This window comes from Mycobacterium sp. (assembly GCF_035640695.1).
GTDB lineage: Bacteria > Actinomycetota > Actinomycetes > Mycobacteriales > Mycobacteriaceae > Mycobacterium.
Window position 1 is genome coordinate 15,357 of sequence record NZ_DASQVQ010000056.1, and the last position, 19,802, is coordinate 35,158.

The 19,802-nt window shown below is 67.7% G+C and carries 17 protein-coding genes and 1 pseudogene; 9 read left to right on the forward strand and 9 right to left on the reverse strand.

The genetic code is table 11. From position 1 onward, the window contains the following. Position 1: 1 nt before the first annotated feature. A complete protein-coding gene (locus tag VE759_RS06735) occupies positions 2 to 637 on the reverse strand; it encodes a TetR/AcrR family transcriptional regulator (RefSeq protein WP_324929460.1) in 636 nt (211 codons plus the stop codon). 131 nt (positions 638 to 768) lie between these two features. Between VE759_RS06735 and VE759_RS06740 the strand changes: the two genes are divergently transcribed. Beyond that, a complete protein-coding gene (locus VE759_RS06740) occupies positions 769 to 2,247 on the forward strand; it encodes a cytochrome P450 (RefSeq protein ID WP_324929462.1) in 1,479 nt (492 codons plus the stop codon). 16 nt (positions 2,248 to 2,263) lie between these two features. Here the strand turns inward: VE759_RS06740 and VE759_RS06745 are convergent, their stop codons facing one another. Further along, positions 2,264 to 2,815: a homocitrate synthase gene (locus VE759_RS06745; RefSeq protein WP_324929464.1), complete on the reverse strand. Its 552-nt coding sequence runs from the start codon at positions 2,813 to 2,815 to the stop codon at positions 2,264 to 2,266. A gap of 178 nt (positions 2,816 to 2,993) precedes the next feature. Then, positions 2,994 to 3,326, reverse strand: coding sequence for a PASTA domain-containing protein (locus VE759_RS06750; RefSeq protein WP_324929466.1), 333 nt, complete (start codon positions 3,324 to 3,326; stop codon positions 2,994 to 2,996). A gap of 174 nt (positions 3,327 to 3,500) precedes the next feature. On the opposite strand from VE759_RS06750, the gene VE759_RS06755 reads away from it, so the two are divergent. Next, on the forward strand, positions 3,501 to 4,112 hold the full coding sequence (locus VE759_RS06755; RefSeq protein ID WP_324929468.1) for a DUF5994 family protein: 612 nt from the start codon (positions 3,501 to 3,503) through the stop codon (positions 4,110 to 4,112). Here the strand turns inward: VE759_RS06755 and VE759_RS06760 are convergent. Then, the gene (locus VE759_RS06760) at positions 4,078 to 5,100 is read right to left on the reverse strand and encodes a putative nucleotidyltransferase substrate binding domain-containing protein (protein WP_324929470.1); all 1,023 of its coding nucleotides are present in this window, start codon (positions 5,098 to 5,100) and stop codon (positions 4,078 to 4,080) included. The two genes, VE759_RS06755 and VE759_RS06760, sit on opposite strands and share 35 nt — an antisense overlap. Before the next feature lie 128 nt (positions 5,101 to 5,228). On the opposite strand from VE759_RS06760, the gene VE759_RS06765 reads away from it, so the two are divergent. Beyond that, positions 5,229 to 6,758, forward strand: a complete 1,530-nt coding sequence (locus tag VE759_RS06765; protein WP_324929472.1) for an amino acid permease — start codon at positions 5,229 to 5,231, stop codon at positions 6,756 to 6,758. 3 nt (positions 6,759 to 6,761) lie between these two features. On the opposite strand, the gene VE759_RS06770 is transcribed toward VE759_RS06765, so the two are convergent. Beyond that, a complete protein-coding gene (locus VE759_RS06770) occupies positions 6,762 to 7,859 on the reverse strand; it encodes a phosphotransferase family protein (RefSeq protein ID WP_414687847.1) in 1,098 nt (365 codons plus the stop codon). Between the two features lie 40 nt (positions 7,860 to 7,899). On the opposite strand from VE759_RS06770, the gene VE759_RS06775 reads away from it, so the two are divergent. Further along, positions 7,900 to 8,382, forward strand: coding sequence for a DUF2231 domain-containing protein (locus VE759_RS06775; protein ID WP_324929476.1), 483 nt, complete (start codon positions 7,900 to 7,902; stop codon positions 8,380 to 8,382). Here the strand turns inward: VE759_RS06775 and VE759_RS06780 are convergent. Then, a complete protein-coding gene (locus tag VE759_RS06780; RefSeq protein WP_324929478.1) occupies positions 8,379 to 9,203 on the reverse strand; it encodes a class I SAM-dependent methyltransferase in 825 nt (274 codons plus the stop codon). The genes VE759_RS06775 and VE759_RS06780 overlap by 4 nt on opposite strands. Positions 9,204 to 9,329: 126 nt before the next feature. Here VE759_RS06780 and VE759_RS06785 point away from each other — a divergent pair, with 126 nt between their 5' ends. Continuing rightward, the gene (locus VE759_RS06785; protein ID WP_324929480.1) at positions 9,330 to 10,004 is read left to right on the forward strand and encodes a helix-turn-helix domain-containing protein; all 675 of its coding nucleotides are present in this window, start codon (positions 9,330 to 9,332) and stop codon (positions 10,002 to 10,004) included. 24 nt (positions 10,005 to 10,028) lie between these two features. Here VE759_RS06785 and poxB read toward each other — a convergent pair whose 3' ends face one another. Next, positions 10,029 to 11,762 (reverse strand): ubiquinone-dependent pyruvate dehydrogenase, encoded by a 1,734-nt coding sequence (gene poxB, locus VE759_RS06790; RefSeq protein ID WP_324929494.1) that lies wholly within the window; start codon positions 11,760 to 11,762, stop codon positions 10,029 to 10,031. A 31-nt stretch (positions 11,763 to 11,793) separates the two neighbouring features. Here poxB and VE759_RS06795 point away from each other — a divergent pair, with 31 nt between their 5' ends. The 4 genes from VE759_RS06795 (at position 11,794) to VE759_RS06810 (ending at position 17,498) form a co-directional block, all read left to right on the forward strand. Then, positions 11,794 to 13,320 (forward strand): molybdopterin-dependent oxidoreductase, encoded by a 1,527-nt coding sequence (locus tag VE759_RS06795; RefSeq protein ID WP_324929482.1) that lies wholly within the window; start codon positions 11,794 to 11,796, stop codon positions 13,318 to 13,320. Positions 13,321 to 13,436: 116 nt separating this feature from the next. Then, a complete protein-coding gene (locus VE759_RS06800) occupies positions 13,437 to 14,978 on the forward strand; it encodes an ATP-dependent DNA ligase (RefSeq protein WP_324929484.1) in 1,542 nt (513 codons plus the stop codon). 67 nt (positions 14,979 to 15,045) lie between these two features. Beyond that, positions 15,046 to 17,340 carry a carbon starvation CstA family protein gene (locus VE759_RS06805; RefSeq protein WP_324929486.1) on the forward strand — a complete coding sequence of 765 codons (2,295 nt, stop codon included), beginning with the start codon at positions 15,046 to 15,048 and terminating at the stop codon, positions 17,338 to 17,340. Next, complete coding sequence (locus VE759_RS06810; protein WP_324929487.1) at positions 17,283 to 17,498, forward strand: YbdD/YjiX family protein; 216 nt, start codon at positions 17,283 to 17,285, stop codon at positions 17,496 to 17,498. Before VE759_RS06805 ends, VE759_RS06810 begins: the two co-directional genes overlap by 58 nt. An 18-nt stretch (positions 17,499 to 17,516) precedes the next feature. Here the strand turns inward: VE759_RS06810 and VE759_RS06815 are convergent, their stop codons facing one another. Together VE759_RS06815 and VE759_RS06820 are read right to left on the reverse strand one after the other, a co-directional pair. Further along, entirely contained in the window at positions 17,517 to 19,571 is a 2,055-nt protein-coding gene (locus tag VE759_RS06815; protein WP_324929489.1) for an FAD-dependent oxidoreductase, read from the reverse strand. A 2-nt stretch (positions 19,572 to 19,573) separates the two neighbouring features. Beyond that, positions 19,574 to 19,802: pseudogene (locus tag VE759_RS06820) on the reverse strand (dihydrodipicolinate reductase); the annotation flags it as partial.

Below are 19,802 nucleotides of genomic sequence, written 5' to 3' on the forward strand. Positions count from 1 at the left end.
CTCAGTCGGCCCCGGAACCGCCCCACAACGCGGTCAGCCACAGCCGCTCCACGATCGTCAGTGCGCGGCCGGGATCGTCGCCGCGGCCGACGAACGCGCTGTCGTGCGACAGCGTCATCGCCGTCGTCGCCGTCAGCGTGCGCACCAGCGCGGGAAGGTCGTTCGAGATCGGCCGCGCGCCGTCTTGGATCTCCTGTTCGACCAGCCCGACGATCTTGTCGATCACGGTGTCCTGCACGTCATTCATCATTTCGCGGATCTGCGCGTCGGTGTTCTGCGCGACGACGCACGCCCGCATCACGGGGTCATTGCTGGCGAACAGAGCCGCCGCGGCGGCCACCATCCGCTTGGCGAACTCCGGTGGTGACTCGCCTGCTTCGCGGGACGCGAATCCGTGGGTCAGCTCGTCGAGCTGTTCGAGGCCGTCGGCCAGGATCACCGCGAGCACCGCATATTTGGAGTCGAAGTAGAAGTAAAAGCCGGACCGCGTTATCCCGGCGCGCTCGCTGATCGTGCTGACCGACAGGTCGGCGAACGAGCGCTCCTCGAGCAGTTCACGCACCGCCGAAACGATGGCGTCGCGCTGCCGGTCGCCACGGCTGCGGCGAATCTGGGGCGACGCGGGTTCGACGGTCATATCCCGACCATTGCACCACGACAGGGCCGGCAGAAAACTTGACATGCGTCAAGTCCGGCCAGCAGGATGGTGGTGCAGTGATGTCAACCACAGCGTTTTAAGCCCACGTCTTGAAGCCCAGGAGCGTTGCGATGGCGGCCATCAGCACCCCGGAGTACCTGTTCGATCAGGCCAGGCGCCGGTTCGTGCCAACCATCAACAACCTGCCCGGCATGGGCATGGTCGAGAGGCGGCTGCTTAACCGGGAGTTCAAGCAGATCACGCTGGCCGACCCGCCCCCCGGCAGCGACCTGAAGCCCGTGGTAGGCGACGCCGGCCTGCCGGTCATCGGCCACATGATCGAGATGTTCCGCGGTGGAGTCGACTACGTCTATCACCTGTATCAGACTCACGGCCCGGTGTTCTACGCATACTCGCCGGCCCTGCCGTCGGTGGTCGCGATCGGGCCCGAGGCCGCGCAGATCATTTACGCCAACCGCAACAAGGACTACTCGCAGAAGTTCTGGCAGTGGGTGATCGGGCCGTTCTTCAACCGCGGCCTGATGCTGCTCGACTTCGAGGAGCACATGTTCCACCGGCGGATCATGCAGGAGGCGTTCACCCGCGGCCGCCTGGCCGGCTACGTCGAGAACATCGACCGGGTGGCATCGGCGGTGGTGGCCGACTGGCCGACCAACGATGCACGGTTCCTGTTCCACCCCGCCATGAAGGAGCTGACGCTCGACATCGCGTCGATGGTGTTCATGGGCCACGAACCCGGCACCGACAAGGAGCTGGTCACCAGGATCAACCGCGCGTTTACGACGACCACGCGCGCAGGCGGCGCCATCATCCGGCGCGGCGTGCCGCCGTTCAAGTGGTGGCGCGGATTGCAGGCGCGCAAGCTGCTCGAGGACTACTTTGCGCAGCGCGTCAAGGAGCGCCGCAACGCCGAGGGCAACGACATGCTGACGGTGTTGTGCCACACCGAGGACGACGAGGGCAACCGCTTCACCGACGAGGACATCGTCAACCACATGATCTTCCTGATGATGGCGGCACACGACACGTCGACGTCGACGTCGACGACCATGGCGTATCACCTTGCCGCGCACCCGGAGTGGCAGGACCGGGCCCGCGACGAGTCGGCCCGCCTCGGCGACGGACCGCTCGACATCGAGGCACTGGAAAAACTCGAGACCCTCGATCTGGTGATGAACGAGTGCCTACGGCTGGTGACGCCCGTGCCATGGGCCATGCGCCGAACCGAGCGCGACACCGAACTGCTCGGGTATTACCTGCCGGCGGGCACCAACGTGGTCATCTGGCCGAGTGTCAACCACCGGCTGCCCGAGGTGTGGACCGATCCCGAGAAATTCGACCCGGAGCGGTTCGCCGAGCCGCGCGCCGAGCACAAGCGGCATCGCAACGCGTTCACGCCGTTCGGCGGCGGAGCCCACAAGTGCATCGGCATGGTGTTCGGGCAATTGGAGGTCAAGACCGTCATTCACCGGCTGCTGCGCCAGTATCGGCTGGAACTGATTCGGCCCGACTACAAGCCGCGCTACGACTGGGGCGGCATGCCGATACCAATGGACGGCATGCCGATTGTGTTGCGGCCCTTGCGCTGAGCGGTTGACCTCGACCCTATCGACGTCGCCACTCGTACCTCTTCGCGGTGGCGTCGACCTCGGTGTACCAGGCCAAGGTCATCAGCCGGTTCGCGCAGTTGATCACGGCCCGCAACGCCGACTCGGTCGGGTCCTGCGACCAACCCATCGCCCACTGAGCGTGCTGCCCGTCGGTGCCTTCGATGAAGGTCGCGGTGTGATCACCGGCCCGCAGTTGGTGGAAGCGCCGCATGTCGACCGCGATGCCCAGTTCGTAGAGCATCGCGGTGAGCGCGGCGACCGGTCCGGTGGCGGCGACGGTGGCAGTCTGGATGCGGTCGCCGATGGCAAACGTGGCCTGGTACGTCCGGGCCTGCGGCCCCAGCCGGGTGGCCGGGCGATCGACGTCGGTACACGCGAAACGGCCCAACCGAAGCGGACCGGCATTCGGGCTGTAAGTGGCGGTGAAGGTGCTCCACGACATGTGCTGGGCGGCTTCGCGCAGCCCTCGCGGTAGCGGGACGCCATCGAAACGAGCCGATAGCGATTCATGGGCGGGCGCGACGTGGGCGCCGGATTGCGGTGTCATGTGCCGGTCTCTTCTTCGATCGGAGGTGACCGACGATGTAGCAGCTTCGACCCACAGCGGGGGGTCGGTCCAGATCAGACCCCGCTGCGGGGCGCTACTACGAGCAGACGCGCGCTAGACATGATCTGCCGAGATTAGACGGCACGACGCTGTCATCGCAAGTTACCTGCCGCAGCGATCAGCCGCCGGAGCGCGGCTTGGGCTTGGCGCTGCAGTCCAGCGACAACAACACCTTCGGCGACGCGGTCGACCCCGGCCAGTCGCCTCCGGCGAACGCCGAGCCCTTGGTGGTGCTTTGGCGGACGACCGTGCAGTCGCCCTGTGCCACGCTGGCGCCGACGGTTGTCGACACCACCGCCGTGTAGCCGGCCGCCTTTAGCGCCGCCTGAGCTTCGGAGAACGGCTGCCCCGACACGTCCGGCGCCGCACCGGCCACGCCGGTGCTGACCAGGGTCAAGGATGCGCCGATCGCGGCCAAGGCGCCCGCGAGGATGACGAGAAGCTTGTTCACGTGACCACCTCCCGACTGTGTCTGCCTGCCGTTGCGGCGTGTGTGCCGTGCCGGGCGTCAATGTAAGTCGCTGTAAGTCGCTGCGCTGGGAATGCCAATCTTATCCCCCGGCCCCGTTTCCAGCAGTGCACATCACCGGGCGTAGGGTCAGGGGGAGTCGCTTCGTTGTCAACGGTGATTTGCACGCGTGAGCCTTCGCGAACGAGATCAACGTCGATTTCGATCCGCCTGTCGTCACAAACATGTTGGGACGATTGCTCGATTGCGAAGGACCGTGCGGAATTGCCTGGCGATCTCCTGGGTCAGCGGACGGCGAGTCCGGTTCGGCTCACTCTTGCGTCGCACCTTGGTCATGACATCGACGGGGCGTGGTGGCCGCACACCGCGAAGGTCGCACGCGAGCTACCCGAATTGGTCGGCGTCCTGCACAAACCACTGGGTCAAGTCATTCAAATACGCGTTAACTGGTCGTCGGCGGAGAGCTCGCCGGACTTGAACTGGCACGGCTGGGAAGCCAGGCATCAACGGTTAATGGTGATCACCGGCCGTAATGCCAGGGTGAATCTTCTGGTGGTGCCGCACCTGACGAGCCTCGCGCTTGCAGTAATGGTGATGCGTCAAGCTGCCGGACTCCGCATCGATCCTGCGCACCGGGAAACCCGGGCGTTCCACACCGCCGTCTGTGTGGTCAGCGCCGCCCGCGCCGAGAGTGCCCTGTGGAGCCTGCGAATGGGAAAGGACCGTCGGCGCGTCACCGAAACGACGATGTCGACGCTAGAAACGTGAGCTTGCGGCGGATGGCGTTGAGCTCCCGACCGATGTCACGCAAGGTCGCCCGCTCTTGCGGCGACAGCCCGGCCAGTGAGACCACGTCGGTGATGCGGTCGCCGTCGATCCACGCCGCCGCGCGGTCGCGCCAGCGGATCCGCGACGCGGACACGTAGCACTCCCGCAGGATCGCGGCGTCGTCGGCGTCCAGCGTATGCGCCCGCGCCGCCGCGTTCAGGCGCTCCAGCGTCGCGACGGCGGCCGAGTTGGCCGATAACGCCGCCCAGCGCGCGATTTTGACCACCGGCTCGATCGCGGCCTGTTTGAGGTCGACGGAGTCGGCGTGGGTGGCGAACACCCTGAGCCGAGACGGGATCGTGGCCCGGAAGGCCGTGGCGTCCTGCAACATCGCCCCCAGCGCTTGTGGATACCGCCCCGCCGCGTCAAGGGTGAGCAGCCGAAGCTCGTCGACCCCAGATAACGACGCCGCGTCGGCGAGCAGGCCCGTCATCACGACGCCGCGGTCCTCGGCGGGCTCGGCACACCAGCGTTCGATGCCCTCCGCCCAGCTGGCGTGCCGGCGGCAGAACCGGCCGCGGCTGGCCAGCACGCCATTGGCGTCGCCGGCGAAACCGCAGCGCTCCAGCAGCGCGTGCACGTCGGCCGCCCGGGCCAGCGCCGACGCCTTACCGTCCTTGTCGACGTCGTTGTCGAGCGCGATCAGCGTTTCGATGTCCGAGCCGGGAATGGCCTCCCGGCGCGCGACGCTGCCCGAGACGAACCACGTCCAGGCCATCGGTTCGGTGCTGACCAGCCTCGCCGCCGTTGCCAGCGCGCGGGCCATCACCCGCGACCAGTCCGCGGCCAGCCGCAAGGCCGGGGTGTGCGAGTTCAGCTCGGCCACCGCGGCGTCTTTGGCTCGTCGCATCCCGTCGAGCAATTGCGGCTCACCGGTGGCAGCGTCGATGTCTCGGATGATCGCGGCGAAGCCCAGTTCGTCGGCCATGGCGATGATTGTCGCCTTCGGGGATCGCATCGGCACCGGACACAGAGTTGTGACTTGCAGGAAACGTCGGCAACAAAAACCGTGGCTAATTTCTGTCGTACGACAGTTATTGCGCGCTAGGAGTGTCCATGACCGCTACCGTCGACTCGGCGATCTCGTCGCAGGAGGACGCCGACGGGCTCGCCGAGCTCGGATACGCCCAGGAACTGCATCGCGGCATCGGCGCGTACGCCGCTTTCGCGTCCGGATTCTCGTTCGTGTCGATCCTGACCACGGTGTTCGCGCTATTCGCGCTCGGCTTCGGGTTGGGCGGCCCGGCGTTTCTCTTCACCTGGCCGATCGTGTTCGTCTGCCAGTTCTGCGTGTGCCTGGTGTTCGCCGAGCTGTCCGGCAAGTTTCCGGTGGCCGGCGCGATTTACCAGTGGTCGCGGCGGCTGGCGGGCAACGCCGTGGGGTGGTTCGCCGGCTGGTTCATGCTGATTGGTTACATCGTCAGCGTCTCCGCGCTGGCGATCGCAATGCAGAGCGTGCTGCCGTCGATCTGGAGCGGCTTCCAGCTGGTGGGCGACGATCCCTCGCTGACCTCGGTGAGCGGCGCGACCAACGGCATCATTCTCGGCTCGATCACGATCGTGTTGTGCACCGTCATCAGCGGCGCCGGCGTCGCGTTCATGGGCAAGATCACGGTGACCGGCGTGACGCTGGAGATCGTCGGCGTGGTCTTGATCGTCGTCGCGATGTTCATCAAGGCCGAACGCGGCCCGGCCGCGGTGCTCCACACCGGCGGGCACGGCTCCGGCCTGGGGTACCTGCCGGCATTCCTGGCCTCGATGCTGATGGCCGCCTATGTGATGTACGGATTCGACAGTGCCGCAGAGCTTTCCGAAGAAACCAAGGATCCACGCACGACCGCACCGAAGGCGATCATCAACGCCCTGCTGGTGTCGTTCGTCGGCGGCGGGCTGATGATCCTCGCGGCGCTGCTGGCCGCGCCGTCGCTCGACGACCCATTGCTGTCAACCGAGGGCATCGCCTGGGTGCTGACCAGTCAGCTGGACACATGGTTGGGCAAGACCCTGCTGATCATCGTCGCGGTCGCGATCTTCTCGGCCACGCTGGCGATCCAGGCCTCGGCGTCGCGGGTGATGTTCTCGATGGCGCGGGACAACCGGCTGCCGTTCGGGTCATTCCTTGCGAAGGTCAACAAGCGCACCGGAACCCCGCTCGGCACCGGCGCGACGGTGAGTGCGCTGGCGATTCTGGTGCTGCTGGTGAACCTCGGCCAAGCCGGCGTCTTCGCCGCGATCACCAGCGTGTCGGTGGTCATCGTCTACATGGCGTACCTGATGGTGACCGTGCCCGCGCTGCTACACCGGCTGCGCGGCACCAGTCTCAGCTACGGGGCACCGATCCTGAACCTGGGCAAGTGGGGCCTCCCGGTCAACCTGACGGCGGTCGTGATGGGTGCGCTGCTGTGCGTCAACATCGCGTGGCCGCGGCGGGAGGTCTACGACCCCGACGGCAAATCCTGGTTCCTGCAGTACTTTGCGGTGATCTTCGTCGTGCTCACGCTGGTGATCGGATTCCTCGCCTACCGCGTGGTAAAGGATCGCGACGGCGCGCCGGACCCGGTCGACGCGCTGGCGTGGAGGAAATAACGGTCAGGCGAATGGGTTGTCGCCCTTGGCGACCCGACTGCCGAGCTCGATCAGATTGGTCGCCGACGCGTGCAGCAGCTCACCGGCCTCCCGGGGGGCCTGGCCGGCCAGGTAGCGCGACCAGGTGCCCTCGATGACGATGCCGAGCTTGAAACACGCCATCGCGACGTACCAATCCAGCCGCGAGGTCTGCCGTCCGCCGGCGGCAAAATACGCGTCGAGCAGCTCGCGCCGACCGGCCAGGCCGCCGAGGGCCGCCAACGCCGCACCGGCACCAATGGGATTCGGGTCCAGTGGCCAACAAATCAGCATCCAGCCGAGGTCCAGCAGCGGATCGCCGACCGTGCACATCTCCCAGTCGATGAATGCCGCCATCTCCGGCGTCTCGCGCCGCAACAACACGTTGTTCAAGTGCGCGTCGCCGTGCATGATGCCGGGCTCGGCGTCGGGCGGCCGGTTGGCTTCCAGCCAGTCGGCCAGCTCGGTCACCGACGGCAACGAGTCGGGCGAATACCGGTCGTGTCGATAACTCTCGAGCAGTCGCCGGAACTGCGGAACCTGTCGTGCGAGGAAGGAACCCGGACGCTTGATCGCCGCCAGCGGGCTGCCCTGCCACGCGACGTTGCCCAGTCGCGCCAGGCTGGCGGCGTACGCCAGGCCGACCTGATGCCGCATGGCCGCGTCGCGGGTATACGCGTCGGCCACCTCGGTGCCGGGATTGAAACCGTCGACGTAGGCCATCAGATAGAACACCACGCCCAGCACGTCGAGATCCGCACAGCCGGCGACGAATTCGGGGTGCGGCACGTCGGTGCCGGCCAGCGTGCGCAGCACCGCGATTTCGCGAAGCATGGTGTCGTTGCTCGTCGGCCGGGGATGCGCGGGCGGGCGGCGCAGCACCAGCGGGCGCCCATCGAGGCGCAGCCGCGCCACGATGTTCTGAGTCCCACCGGTCAGCGGCTCGACGTCGGTGATGTCGGTACCGATGCCGCGCTCGCTGACCCAGGTCCGCAGCGATGCGACGTCGTCGTCGCTCAACGTGTCGGTCACCCGGTGATGGTATGTCGACCGCCCGGTAGTCCCGGTGTTCACCAGCTTCATGGACTATCGTGACCGACAGTCCGAGCCTTAGGGAGCAGCTTTGACATCGATCTCCGGCATGCCGGCCCACGTTCTGCTCGTGCATTTCATGGTGGTTCTGGTGCCGCTGACCGCGCTACTGGAAATCCTGTGCGGCCTGTGGCCCGCGGCGCGCCGGCGCCTGGTCTGGCTGGTGCTGGTGCTGGCCGTCGGCATCATGGCACTCACCCCGGTGACCGTGGACGCCGGCGAGTGGCTTTACGACCTCCGCAAGGAGCACAGTGCGATCTTGCAAACGCACGCACAGCGCGCCGAGTGGATGATCTACTTCTCGGTCGCGCTGCTTGTCGTCGCGATCGCATTCGCGGTGCTGCAGGTCCTCGAACACCGATCAGACACCCGGCGGGCGGCCGCCAACGTTTTGGTGGCGATCGTGGCGCTCGCCGTTGGGATTTCGTCGATAGTCGTGATCTACCGCATCGGTGATGCCGGATCTCAGTCGGTGTGGGGCGAGGAACTGTCCCGGCTCACCAAGTCCGGCTAGCGCCTTCGGGCGGTGACCAGCAGGTACTCCCACTCCATCCGGGAGCCGTCGAGGTGGCCGCCGGCGAGGTCGGCAAGCTCGCGGTCCAGCTCGGCCACCCGATCGGGATCGGCCGCGATGTTGCGGTACGCCGCGATGGTCGGGCCGTAGTAGGACTTGAAGTAGTCCCGCCATTGCTCGCCGCTGGAAAAGATGTCCACGGTCAGCGTGCGGCGCTGCGCGGTGAGGTCGGATACGCGCTGCCCGAACAGTTCTCGGACGTGCTGCTCGCTGCCCCACAGCGGCGGCGGCTGCGCGCCCGGGGGCGGTGCGGCCACATACGGCTTCATCGTCGCGAACAGCCGGCCGATGAAGCCCTCAGGCGTCCAGCTGAGAACCGCGATCGTCCCGCCGGGCCGGCATACCCGGACCAGCTCGTCGGCGGCACGCTGGTGATGCGGGGCGAACATCACGCCGATACATGACAGCACCGCGTCGAACTCGTCGTCGGCGAACGGCAACGCCTCGGCATTCGCCTCGCGCCACTGGAGCTCGACACCCTTTTCGGCGGCGATGGCCTGGCCGCGTTGCAACAACTCCGGCGTGAGATCGCTGGCGACGACGTTTGCTCCGGCCTGCGCCGCCGGGATCGACGCGTTGCCGGTACCGGCCGCCACATCGAGCACGCGGTCGCCGGGCCCGACGGCGCCGGCCTGCACCAGCACCGGGCCCAGCGGGGCCACCAGATCGGCCGCGAGCTTCGCGTAGTCGCCGGTTGCCCACATCGCCCGGTGTTTGGCGGCGAGCTCATGGTCAGCGGTGGTCGGGCTCGGCGCAGTCATGGTGGTCTCCTCATCGATGGTTTTGCTCTGGAGCCATCGTCCGCTCGGCCATCAGGGTCATCCAGTGCCAAATCTGTACCAGGCCCGGTTCAACATCTGTACTGTCATGGGGCGGAGGTTCTGCCGATGTCTGGATACGGTCAGTTCTGTCCGGTGGCCAAGGCGATGGAGTTGCTCGACGAGCGCTGGACGATGCTCGTGGTGCGCGAATTGCTGCTCGGCAGCACGCGTTTCAATGAGCTTCGCCGCGGCGTGCCGAAGATGTCACCCGCGCTGCTGTCCAAGCGGCTCCAAACCCTCACCCGCGCGGGCGTGGTGGAGCGCTCCGAGGACGACGGCCGCACCTGCTACACGCTCACACCGAGCGGCAAGGAGCTGGCCGACGTGGTGGATGCGCTCGGTGCGTGGGGGGTGCGCTGGATCGGTGAGCTCGGCGACCAGGACCTCGATCCGCACCTGTTGATGTGGGATATCCGCCGCACGGTGCCGATCGACAAGTGGCCGCGTACCCGTACGGTGGTGGCCTTCCGGCTGTCGGAAGTCGCGCCGAAGGCGTCGTCTTGGTGGCTGATGGTGGCCGAGGGCCAGGCCGAGGTGTGCGACTTCGATCCCGGATTCGACGTCGCCGCAACGGTTTCCACCAGCCTGCGCACCCTCATCGGGATCTGGCGTGGTGACACCTCGTGGATGGAGGCGCTGCGCGAGCGGTCATTGTCGATCGACGGTCAGGCGCAGGCCAAGCGCGCCGTACCCGGCTGGATCGGTCAGTCCAGCTCGGCCGCGGTGCCCCGGCCGGCGTGATCGTCGGCATAGCGCCGGATAGCGTCAGTCGAGGATGCGCCTGGCCACGTTGGCGGTGACCAGGTCGAGCAGTTCGTCGGCGCGGCCGGCCAGAATGGTGCGGATCGCGTACAGCGAAAAGCCCTTCGCCTGCTCGACGGTGATGGCCGGCGGGATGGAAAGCTCCTGGCGCGCGGTGATGACGTCCACGACCGCGGGCCCGTCGTGGGCGAACGCGTCGGCGAGTGCCTGCTCGAGATCGGCCGGGCGCTCGACCCGGCGACCGAGCATGCCCATCGACGCGGCGACGGCGGCGAAGTCCGGGTTGTGCAGGTCGGTGCCGAAGTTCACGATGCCCGCTGCCTTCATCTCCAGCTCGACGAACTGCAGCGACGAGTTGTTGAACACCACCACCTTCACCGGCAGGCTGTTCTGCAGCAGCGTGACGAGCTCGCCGAAGAGCATCGTCAGGCCGCCGTCGCCGGCCAGGGCAACTACCTGACGCCGGGGGTAGGCGGTCTGCGCGCCGATCGCGTGCGGCAGCGCATTGGCCATCGTCCCGTGGTTGAACGACCCGATGAGCCTGCGGCGGCCGTTCATCCGCAGGTAGCGCGCCGCCCACACTACCGGCGAGCCGACATCGCAGGTGAACACGGCGTCGTCGGCAGCAAGTCGATTCACCAGTCCGGCAACGTATTCCGGGCGGATCGGGGTGCGGTTGTGGTCGTTGACCGCCAGCGAGTCCAACGTCTTGCGGGCGCGCCGGTAGTGCCGCAGCGACCGGTCCAGGTGCTCGCGGTCGCGTTTCTGTTCCAGCAACGGCTGCAACGCCGCGACGGTATCGGCGACGGTGCCGACAAGGCCGAGGTCGACGGGCGCGCGGCGGCCGAGGTGGCGGCCGCGGATGTCGACCTGGATGATCTGCGCCGCGTCGGGATAGAACTGCGGATAAGGGAAGTCGGTGCCGAGCATCAACAGCACGTCGGCCTCTTTGATGGCCTTGTAGCCGGAAGCGAAGCCGAGCAGCCCGGTCATGCCGACGTCGTACGGGTTGTCGTATTCGATGTACTCCTTGCCGCGCAGCGCGTGCACGATCGGCGCATTCAGCGTGCCCGCCAGGCGGATCAGCGCGTCGTGGGCCCCCGCCACACCGGCGCCGCCGAGGATCGTGACACGGTTGCCGCCGTTGAGGATCGCGGCGGCCCGCCGCAGCGACTCGTCGTCGGGCCGCACGATCGAGCGGGCCGCCACGATCGGGCGCCCATCCCACCCGTCGTCGGCACGCGCCAAGAAGATCTCCCCGGGCACGACGACCACCGCGACGCCGCTGTCCTCGACCGCCGCCCGCATAGCCATCGCGAAGATGCGCGGCGCCATTTCCGGCGTGCTGACGAGTTCGCGGTAGACGCTGCACTCGCGAAAAAGCTCCTGCGGATGGGTCTCCTGAAAGTAGTCGGACCCGATCTCGGCGCGCGGGATGTGCGCCGCGACGGCCAGCACCGGCACCCGGCTGCGCTGCGCGTCGAACAACCCGTTGATCAGGTGCAGGTTGCCCGGGCCGCAGCTGCCCGCGCACACCGCCAGCCGGCCGGTCAGCGCCGCGTCGGCGGCGGCGGCGAACGCGGCGGCTTCCTCGTGGCGCACGTGCTCCCACGACATTCGATCGGCACGGCGAATCGCATCGGTGAATCCGTTCAGCGAATCACCAGGTAGTCCGTAGACCCTACGCACTCCGCTGACCTGTAACGCATTGATGACGTGATCCGCGACGGTGGCCATCACCGCACCGTACCGGCGGTAGGTTGGCGTCATGCCTGAATCCGCGCGCGGGATGCGGATGTTCGTCGGCATTGCCGCGGCCGCATTGGCTCTTGGCGTCGCGGAACTGGTGGCCGCGCCGTTCGGTCCGGCGGCCGACGTCCGCAATGCGGTGGGGTCGGCAATCATCGACCGCACGCCGGGCGCGCTCAAGGAGTGGGCGATCCGGACCTTCGGTACCGCCGACAAGCCGTTTCTTTCGCTGAGCGTGTTGGTGGTGATCGCCGCGATCGCGGCGATCACGGCGGTGTTCGAGACCCGGCGCGCGCCGGTCGCCAGCGCCACCGTGGTGATCGCGGGCCTGATCGGCTGCGCGGCGGTTCTGTCCCGGCCCGGCGCGACGCTAACCGATGTGATACCGACCCTGGTCGGAATGTGTTGCGGCGTGGCCGTGTTGCGGTTGCTGCTGGTGCGGCGCCGATCGGACGAGGTGGTCGATGCCGAAGCCGTCGATGTGGGTCGCCGGAAATCGCTTGCAGCGCTTGGGCTGCTGGCGCTCGGGGTCATCGCCGCAGTGGGCGGGGGCCTATTGTCGAGGCGACTGCACTCGGTGGCCGGCGACCGCAACGCCTTCGCCGTTCCGCGCGTGGACGTCGCCGCTGCACCGGTGCCGCCCGACGTGCAGCCGAGAGATGTCGCGCTGCCGAGCTTCATCACAAGCAATGCCGACTTCTACCGAATCGACACCGCGCTGCTGGTCCCGCAGCTCAGCCGATCGGATTGGCGGCTGAAGATCCACGGCATGGTGGACAGGGAGATCAGCTATCGCTTCGACGATCTGGCCGGCCTGCCGGTCGTGGCGAAGGTGGTCACGCTGACCTGCGTGTCCAACCCGGTCGGCGGCGAGTTGATCTCCAACGCGACGTGGACCGGATACCGGGTCCGAGACCTCCTGCAACGCGCCGGTATTCACCGCGACGCGGACATGGTGCTGTCCACGTCGGTCGACGGTTTCACGGCCGGGACGCCGCTGGAAGCGTTGACCGACGGGCGCGACGCGCTGTTGGCGGTCACGATGAACGGTCGGCCGCTGCCCGAGCAGCACGGGTATCCGGCCAGGCTCGTGGTTCCCGGCCTGTACGGCTACGTTTCGGCGACGAAGTGGGTCGTCGACCTGGAGTTGACCCGCTTCGACCGCGCGCAGGCGTACTGGACACGGCTGGGCTGGTCGGCGCGGGGGCCGATCAAGACCGAGTCACGCATCGACGTGCCACGCAACGACCAGCGGGTGCGGGCCGGCCCGGCAACGTTCGGCGGCGTCGCGTGGGCGCAGAACCGCGGTGTGCGTGCCGTGGAGGTGCGCATCGACGAGGGCGACTGGCGCCCAGCCGATCTCGGCGCCAACTATTCCAACGACACCTGGCGGCTGTGGAGTTACCGGTGGAATGCGACACCGGGCTCGCACACGATCACCGTGCGCGCGACCGACAACACCGGAGCGGTGCAGACCCCGGACCAGGCGCCGGTGATGCCCGACGGCGCCACCGGTTTTCACCGGGTGTCATTCGAGGTCGCCTAGGCCGTCGCCGGGTGGGCGACTTGACGCCCAAACCGACGTTTTGCAGCGCCCTTCTCGCACGTTTTCCGCAAAACGTCGGTCTGGGTGCTGTCGGACGTTGATGGCACGCTGAGGAGGTGCAGCTCATCGATGTCGCCGCGGCGTCTGCGGATGTCGGCGCCGCGTCGTCGCGGCTGGCCAAGATCGCGCGCATCGCCGACCTGCTGGCCGCCGGCGCCGAAGGCGGCCCGAGCCAGGTCGCGATCATCGTCTCGTGGTTGTCCGGTGAGCTGCCGCAACGCCAGATCGGCGTCGGCTGGGCGGCGCTGCGCAGCATTCCGCAGGCGGGACCCGAGCCGGTGCTGACCGTGCTTTCGGTCGATGCGACCTTGTCCGAGATCGGCGCCGTGTCGGGCCACGGATCACAGCGACGGCGCGCCGAACTGGTCGCCGCTCTGTTCGCCGCCGCGACCGAGCAAGAGCAGACCTTCCTGCGCCGGCTGCTCAGCGGCGAGCTGCGCCAGGGTGCGCTGGCCGGCGTGATGGCCGACGCGGTCGCGAAGGCCGCAAACATCCCGGCGGCCGCGGTCCGCCGTGCCGCGATGCTCGGCGGCGACCTGCCGAAGGTGGCCGCGGCCGCACTCACCGCCGGACCGGATGCGCTCGACCGGTTCACGCTGCACGTCGGCCGCCCGGTGGGGCCGATGCTGGCGCAGACCGCCACCAGCATCGGCGATGCGCTCGAACGCCTTGGTGGCACAGCGGTATTGGAGGCCAAGCTGGACGGGGCCAGAGTGCAGATCCACCGCGACGGCGACCAGGTCTCGCTGTACACGCGCAGCCTCGACGACGTCACCGCCAGGCTGCCCGAGGTGGTAGAGGCGACGCGGGCGCTGCCGGTCTCGTCCCTGATCGCCGACGGCGAGGCGATCGCCCTGCGCCCCGACGGCAGGCCCCACCGATTCCAGGTCACGGCATCGCGGTTCGGCAGCCGAGTCGATGTCGCGGCCGCCCGTGCGGCACAGCCGTTGTCGGCGTTCTTCTTCGACGTGCTGCACATCGACGGTGACGACCTGCTGGACGCGCCGACCTCCGAGCGGGTGGCGGCGCTGGACGCCGTCGTGCCCGCCCGGCATCGCGTCGACCGGCTGATCACCCAAGACGCCGAAGCGGCGCAGGCGTTCCTGGACAAGACACTGGCCGCGGGCCACGAAGGGGTGATGGCCAAATCGCTCACCGCGCCGTACGAAGCCGGCCGACGCGGCGCGGGCTGGCTGAAGGTCAAACCCGTGCACACCCTTGATCTGGTGGTGCTCGCCGTCGAGTGGGGTTCGGGCCGCCGCACCGGCAAGCTCTCCAACATCCATCTCGGTGCGCGGGACCCGGCCACCGGCGGTTACGTGATGCTCGGCAAGACATTCAAGGGCATGACCGACGCGATGCTCGACTGGCAAACGACACGTTTCACCGAGCTCGCCGACGGACCGACCGACGGGTATGTCGTCCGGCTACGCCCCGAACAGGTGGTCGAGATCGCGTTCGACGGCGTGCAGGGCTCATCGCGATATCCGGGCGGCATGGCGCTGAGGTTTGCCCGGGTGCTGCGGTACCGCGACGACAAGCGTCCCGAGGAGGCCGACACCATCGACACCGTGCGTGAGCTTTTTGTGCGGCAATAGAACAGGCCGCCAGAAAACCGCGCCGTTTTGCTATCCCCGGGACGCGAACGAGTGGGAGGATCACGGCATGGCAACTCCCACCGCCGCACCGTCGGATCACATCGAAGAACGCGTGGGCGACATCACCTACGTCAAGACGGAGAAGGACTTACCGCCGGTCGCGATCATCGACCGTTCGCCGATCAAGACACGGCACAAAGTCATCTTCGGAATCATCGCGGTGCTCGGGGCCATCGCGTGGGCGGTCATCGCGTTCATGCGCGGCGAGACCGTCAACGCGGTCTGGTTCGTGATCGCGGCCATCTGCACCTACGTGATCGCATACCGCTTCTATGCCAGGCTCATTGAGCTGAAGATCGTGCGTCCGCGTGACGACGAAGCCACGCCGGCCGAGGTCTTCCAAAACAACACCGACTACATGCCGACCGACCGGCGAGTGCTGTTCGGACACCACTTCGCGGCCATTGCCGGCGCCGGGCCACTGGTCGGTCCCGTGCTGGCCATGCAGATGGGGTATCTGCCGGGCGCGATCTGGATCATCATCGGCGGGGTCTTCGCCGGCTGCGTCCAGGACTACCTGGTGTTGTGGATCTCCACCCGACGCCGCGGCCGGTCGCTGGGCCAGATGGTGCGCGACGAGATCGGCGCGGTCGGCGGCGCCGCCGCGATCGTCGCGGTGTTCGTCATCATGATCATTCTGCTTGCCGTTTTGGCGTTGGTCGTCGTTCAGGCGCTGGCGCAAAGCCCGTGGGGCGTGTTCGCGATCGCGATGACGATTCCGATCGCGATCTTCATGGGCGTGTACCTGCGATTCATGCGTCCCGGGCGGGTGTCCGAGGTGACGCTGATCGGTGTGGTGCTGCTCCTGATTGCGATCGCCCTCGGAAAATGGGTAGCCGACACGGCTTGGGGGGCAAGCTGGTTCGGCCTGTCGCCGGTCACGCTGACCTGGTGTCTCATCATCTACGGATTTGCCGCATCGGTCTTGCCCGTGTGGTTGCTGCTCGCTCCTCGCGACTACCTGTCGACGTTCATGAAGGTCGGCACGATCGCGCTGCTCGCGCTCGGCATTCTGCTTGCCCGCCCGCTCGTTCAGGCGCCGGCGGTGTCGCACTTCGCGATCAGCGGCACCGGCCCGGTGTTCGCCGGTTCACTGTTCCCGTTCCTGTTCATCACGATTGCCTGCGGCGCGCTGTCGGGCTTTCACTCGCTGATCGCGTCGGGCACGACGCCCAAGCTGCTCGAGAAGCAAGGCCAGATGCGGCTGATCGGCTACGGCGGGATGCTGACCGAATCCTTCGTCGGGATCATGGCCCTGACCACCGCCGCGATCCTCAACCAGCACTTGTATTTTGCGATCAACGCGCCGGCCGCCCAGACCGGCGGTACCGCGGCGTCGGCCGCGCAGTATGTCAACGGGCTTGGGCTTACCGGCACACCCGTCACCGCCGCGCAGATCGATCAGGCGGCACGCGACATCGGCGAGAAGACCATCATCTCACGTACCGGCGGTGCGCCGACTCTGGCGATCGGCATGTCCGAGGTGCTCGACTTCTTCGGTGGCAGCAGGCTGCGGCCGTTCTGGTATCACTTCGCGATCGTGTTCGAGGCGGTGTTCATCCTCACCACGGTCGACGCCGGCACCCGGGTCGCGCGGTTCATGCTGTCGGACGGGCTGGGCAACCTCGGCGGCCCGCTGCGCAAACTGCGCGACCCGAGTTGGCGCGTGGGCGCGTGGGTGTGCAGCGTCATCGTCGTCGCGGCGTGGGGCAGCGTGCTGCTGATGGGCGTCACCGACCCGCTCGGTGGCATCAACACGCTGTTCCCGTTGTTCGGCATCGCCAACCAGCTGCTCGCCGCGATCGGGCTGACAGTCGTCACCGTCATCGTGCTCAAGAAGGGCTTGCTGAAATGGGCTTGGATACCGGCACTTCCGCTGCTGTGGGACCTGACGGTGACCTTGACCGCGTCGTGGCAGAAGATCTTCTCCGGCGACCCGAAGGTGGGTTACTGGGCGCAGCACCATCAGTACCAGATGGCCCAGGCTGCGGGGAAGACGACGTTCGGTTCGGCGAAGAACCCGGATCAGATATCCGCCGTCATCCGCAACACCTTCATCCAGGGCACGCTGTCGATTGTGTTCGCTTTGCTCGTCGTGATCGTGTTCGCGACCGGATTGATCATGGCTGTCAGGGTGATCCGCGGTCGCGGCAGTCCGCTGACCGAGGACGAGCCGGTGCCGTCGCGGCTGTTCGCACCATCGGGACTCATCCCAACGGCCGCAGAACGGGAGGTGCAAAAGCAATGGGAGGCGCTGCCCGCTTCGCGAGCCAGACCGCAAGCCGAATCGCAGACCACATAAGGTGGTACTGCGCAAGCTTGATGGGCGACAACCACTATCGGCGTTACGTCGAGCATCGTCGCGGTGTGCATCCCGACGAACCGATACTGACCGAGCGGGAGTACTGGCGGTTGCGGCACGACGCCGCCGACGCCAATCCGGGCGCGCGGTGCTGCTAGCTGGCCCGGCGGTGACGCCTAAATAGCGCAGGCGGCCCGGGCGCCGTCCTCGGTGGCCTTGCGGATCAGACCGAGACCGGTGCAGTCGCCCGCGGCGTGTATCCGCGCGTCGGGCAGCGCAGCGAGGAGCGCGTCGTGCAACGACGTGTCCGGTTGCAGCGATCCCGCGAGCACGACGTTGTCCGCGCAGAGTTCGCGCGCCGGGCCGCCGTGGGGCCGAAAGACCAGGCCTCGTCGGGTGATCTCGGCCACCGTCGCCCTGACATGCACGGTGACGCCGAGCCGGTCCAGGCGGTCCATGTGCTCGGTTTTGCGCTTGTCGCCGAGCTCCGGCGCGATGGTGGGACCCCGTTCCAGCACGGAAACGACGCGGCCGCGGTTGGCCAGGAACTCGGCCAGCTCCAGCGCGACGAGGTCACCGCCGACGATGGCGACGCGTCGGCCCAGCGGCATCCAGGCCCGGCTGGCCGCGCGCACGGTGCCGGGCCGGACCAGCCGCTGCCCGGGGCCGGACAGCAGCCGGGCCCCGAACCGCTGCCATGCGTGCTGGCCCGGCTCGGCGTGACCGGCCAGCAGCGCACGCAACGCCGGGCCGGTGTGCACATGCGGCAGTTCGGCGCCCGCGATGTCGGGGACCACGACCCGTCCGCCGGTGGCCACCACGACCGCATCGGGTTCGCGCCGAGCCACGTCGTCGGCGCTCGCGGTGTGCCGCAGGTGGACTTGCGTTGTGCTGCGGGCGATTTCGTTGCGCAGGTAGTGCAAAAACGGCTCGTTCTCTGGATGCAGGATAGACGCCCACAGCAGCGCGCCGCCGAGCTGGCCGTTGCGCTCGAAGAGGCTGACCCGGTGCCCGCGCTCGGCCGCGACCCGGGCGGCCTCCATGCCGGCCGGTCCACCGCCGATGATCACCACCTCCTTGGGGCGGGGCGCCGGATGCACCGCAAGTTCGCGTTCCCTGCCGGCGCGGGGGTTTACCGCGCAGTCGACCGAGAACCGCTGCTGCATTGCGTCGATGCAGTTTTCGCACGAGATGCACCTGCGAATGCGCCGCTCGTCGCCGCTGCGCAGCTTGTTCGGCAGCTCGGGATCGGCCAGCAGCGGCCGGCCCATCGCGATGAAGTCGGCGCGGCCGTCGGCCAATATCTGCTCGGCGCGGTCGGGGTCGTGAATGCGGCCGACGGCGATCACCGGCACGTCGACAACCTCGCGGACGGCCGCCGCCGCACCGACGTTGACCGCGTCGCCGTCGTCGGCGCCGTTGACCATCTGGGTGACCAGCCGGTCGATCACACCGCCGCTGACGTGGAACGCATCGACGCCCGCGGCCACCAGGGTCGGCGCCACTTGTGCGGTGTCGTATATCGGCCGCCCGCCGGCCACTCGCTCATAACCGGAGATCCGCAACGTGATCGGGAATTCGTCGCCGATTTCCGACCGGATCGCGGCGAGGGTCTGCAACACCATCTGCAGGCGGCCCTCGACGGAATCGCCGCGGTAGTCGTCGGTGCGTCGGTTGCGTTGTGGCGCAAGGAAGGAGCCGAGCATCATGTAGCCGTGCGCGGCGTGCAATTCGATGCCGTCGTAGCCGGCTTCCGCCGCGCGCCGCGCGGCCGCCCTGAACAGGTCGAGCACCGCGGTGATCTGCTCGCGGGTGATCTCCGCGGACGGCCGGCCGGTCAGATACGACGGAATGACCGACGGGCCAAGCGATGTCATCCCGTGCATCTCGGGTCCGAGGCCGTCGGGCCCCGCGTGCACGAGCTGAGGCTGAATCTTCGCGCCATCTGCGTGCACCACTTCGACCAGTGCCCGGTGCGCGTTGACCGACTCGTCGGTGCCCAGGTGCAGACCGCCGGGCGTTTCCGGATGCCGGTGGTCAATTCCGGTGGCGCCCAACGTGATCAAACCGACGCCGCCCTTCGCGCGCGCGGCAAAATAGTCGCGGGTGCGCTGCGACGGCAGCCCGTCGGCGGTGCCGTACATCGTCTCCATCGGGGACATCACCAGCCGGTTGCGCACCGGCATCGTCCCGATCCGGCCGGGCGACAGCAGATGTTCGAATGCGCTCAATATCAGCGAGTGACGCGGCCGGCGAACGCGCGCAGCGGCAGGTCGGCGCTGGTCACGATGCCGGGTGGGGCGTCGACCACGGCCCGGATGGCGTTGAGCGCGGGCATGCCGGTGACCGTCATCCCGATCGCGGCAAACGCCTCGACCGATGCGAAGTCGGTGCCTTGTCTGGGCAGGATCATGTGCTTGCTGTAGATGCACGGATCGCCCTGGATCTTGGTGATGTAGCAG

Coding starts and splice junctions, on each gene's coding strand:
- VE759_RS06740 (WP_324929462.1), top strand. CDS start 769: ATGGCGGCCATCAGCACCCCGGAGTACCTGTTCGATCAGGCCAGGCGC.
- VE759_RS06760 (WP_324929470.1), bottom strand. CDS start 5,100: ATGGCCGACGAACTGGGCTTCGCCGCGATCATCCGAGACATCGACGCT.
- VE759_RS06770 (WP_414687847.1), bottom strand. CDS start 7,859: ATGAAGCTGGTGAACACCGGGACTACCGGGCGGTCGACATACCATCAC.
- VE759_RS06810 (WP_324929487.1), top strand. CDS start 17,283: ATGGGAGGCGCTGCCCGCTTCGCGAGCCAGACCGCAAGCCGAATCGCA.
- VE759_RS06765 (WP_324929472.1), top strand. CDS start 5,229: ATGACCGCTACCGTCGACTCGGCGATCTCGTCGCAGGAGGACGCCGAC.
- poxB (WP_324929494.1), bottom strand. CDS start 11,762: ATGGCCACCGTCGCGGATCACGTCATCAATGCGTTACAGGTCAGCGGA.
- VE759_RS06735 (WP_324929460.1), bottom strand. CDS start 637: ATGACCGTCGAACCCGCGTCGCCCCAGATTCGCCGCAGCCGTGGCGAC.
- VE759_RS06805 (WP_324929486.1), top strand. CDS start 15,046: ATGGCAACTCCCACCGCCGCACCGTCGGATCACATCGAAGAACGCGTG.
- VE759_RS06795 (WP_324929482.1), top strand. CDS start 11,794: ATGCCTGAATCCGCGCGCGGGATGCGGATGTTCGTCGGCATTGCCGCG.
- VE759_RS06745 (WP_324929464.1), bottom strand. CDS start 2,815: ATGACACCGCAATCCGGCGCCCACGTCGCGCCCGCCCATGAATCGCTA.
- VE759_RS06780 (WP_324929478.1), bottom strand. CDS start 9,203: ATGACTGCGCCGAGCCCGACCACCGCTGACCATGAGCTCGCCGCCAAA.
- VE759_RS06785 (WP_324929480.1), top strand. CDS start 9,330: ATGTCTGGATACGGTCAGTTCTGTCCGGTGGCCAAGGCGATGGAGTTG.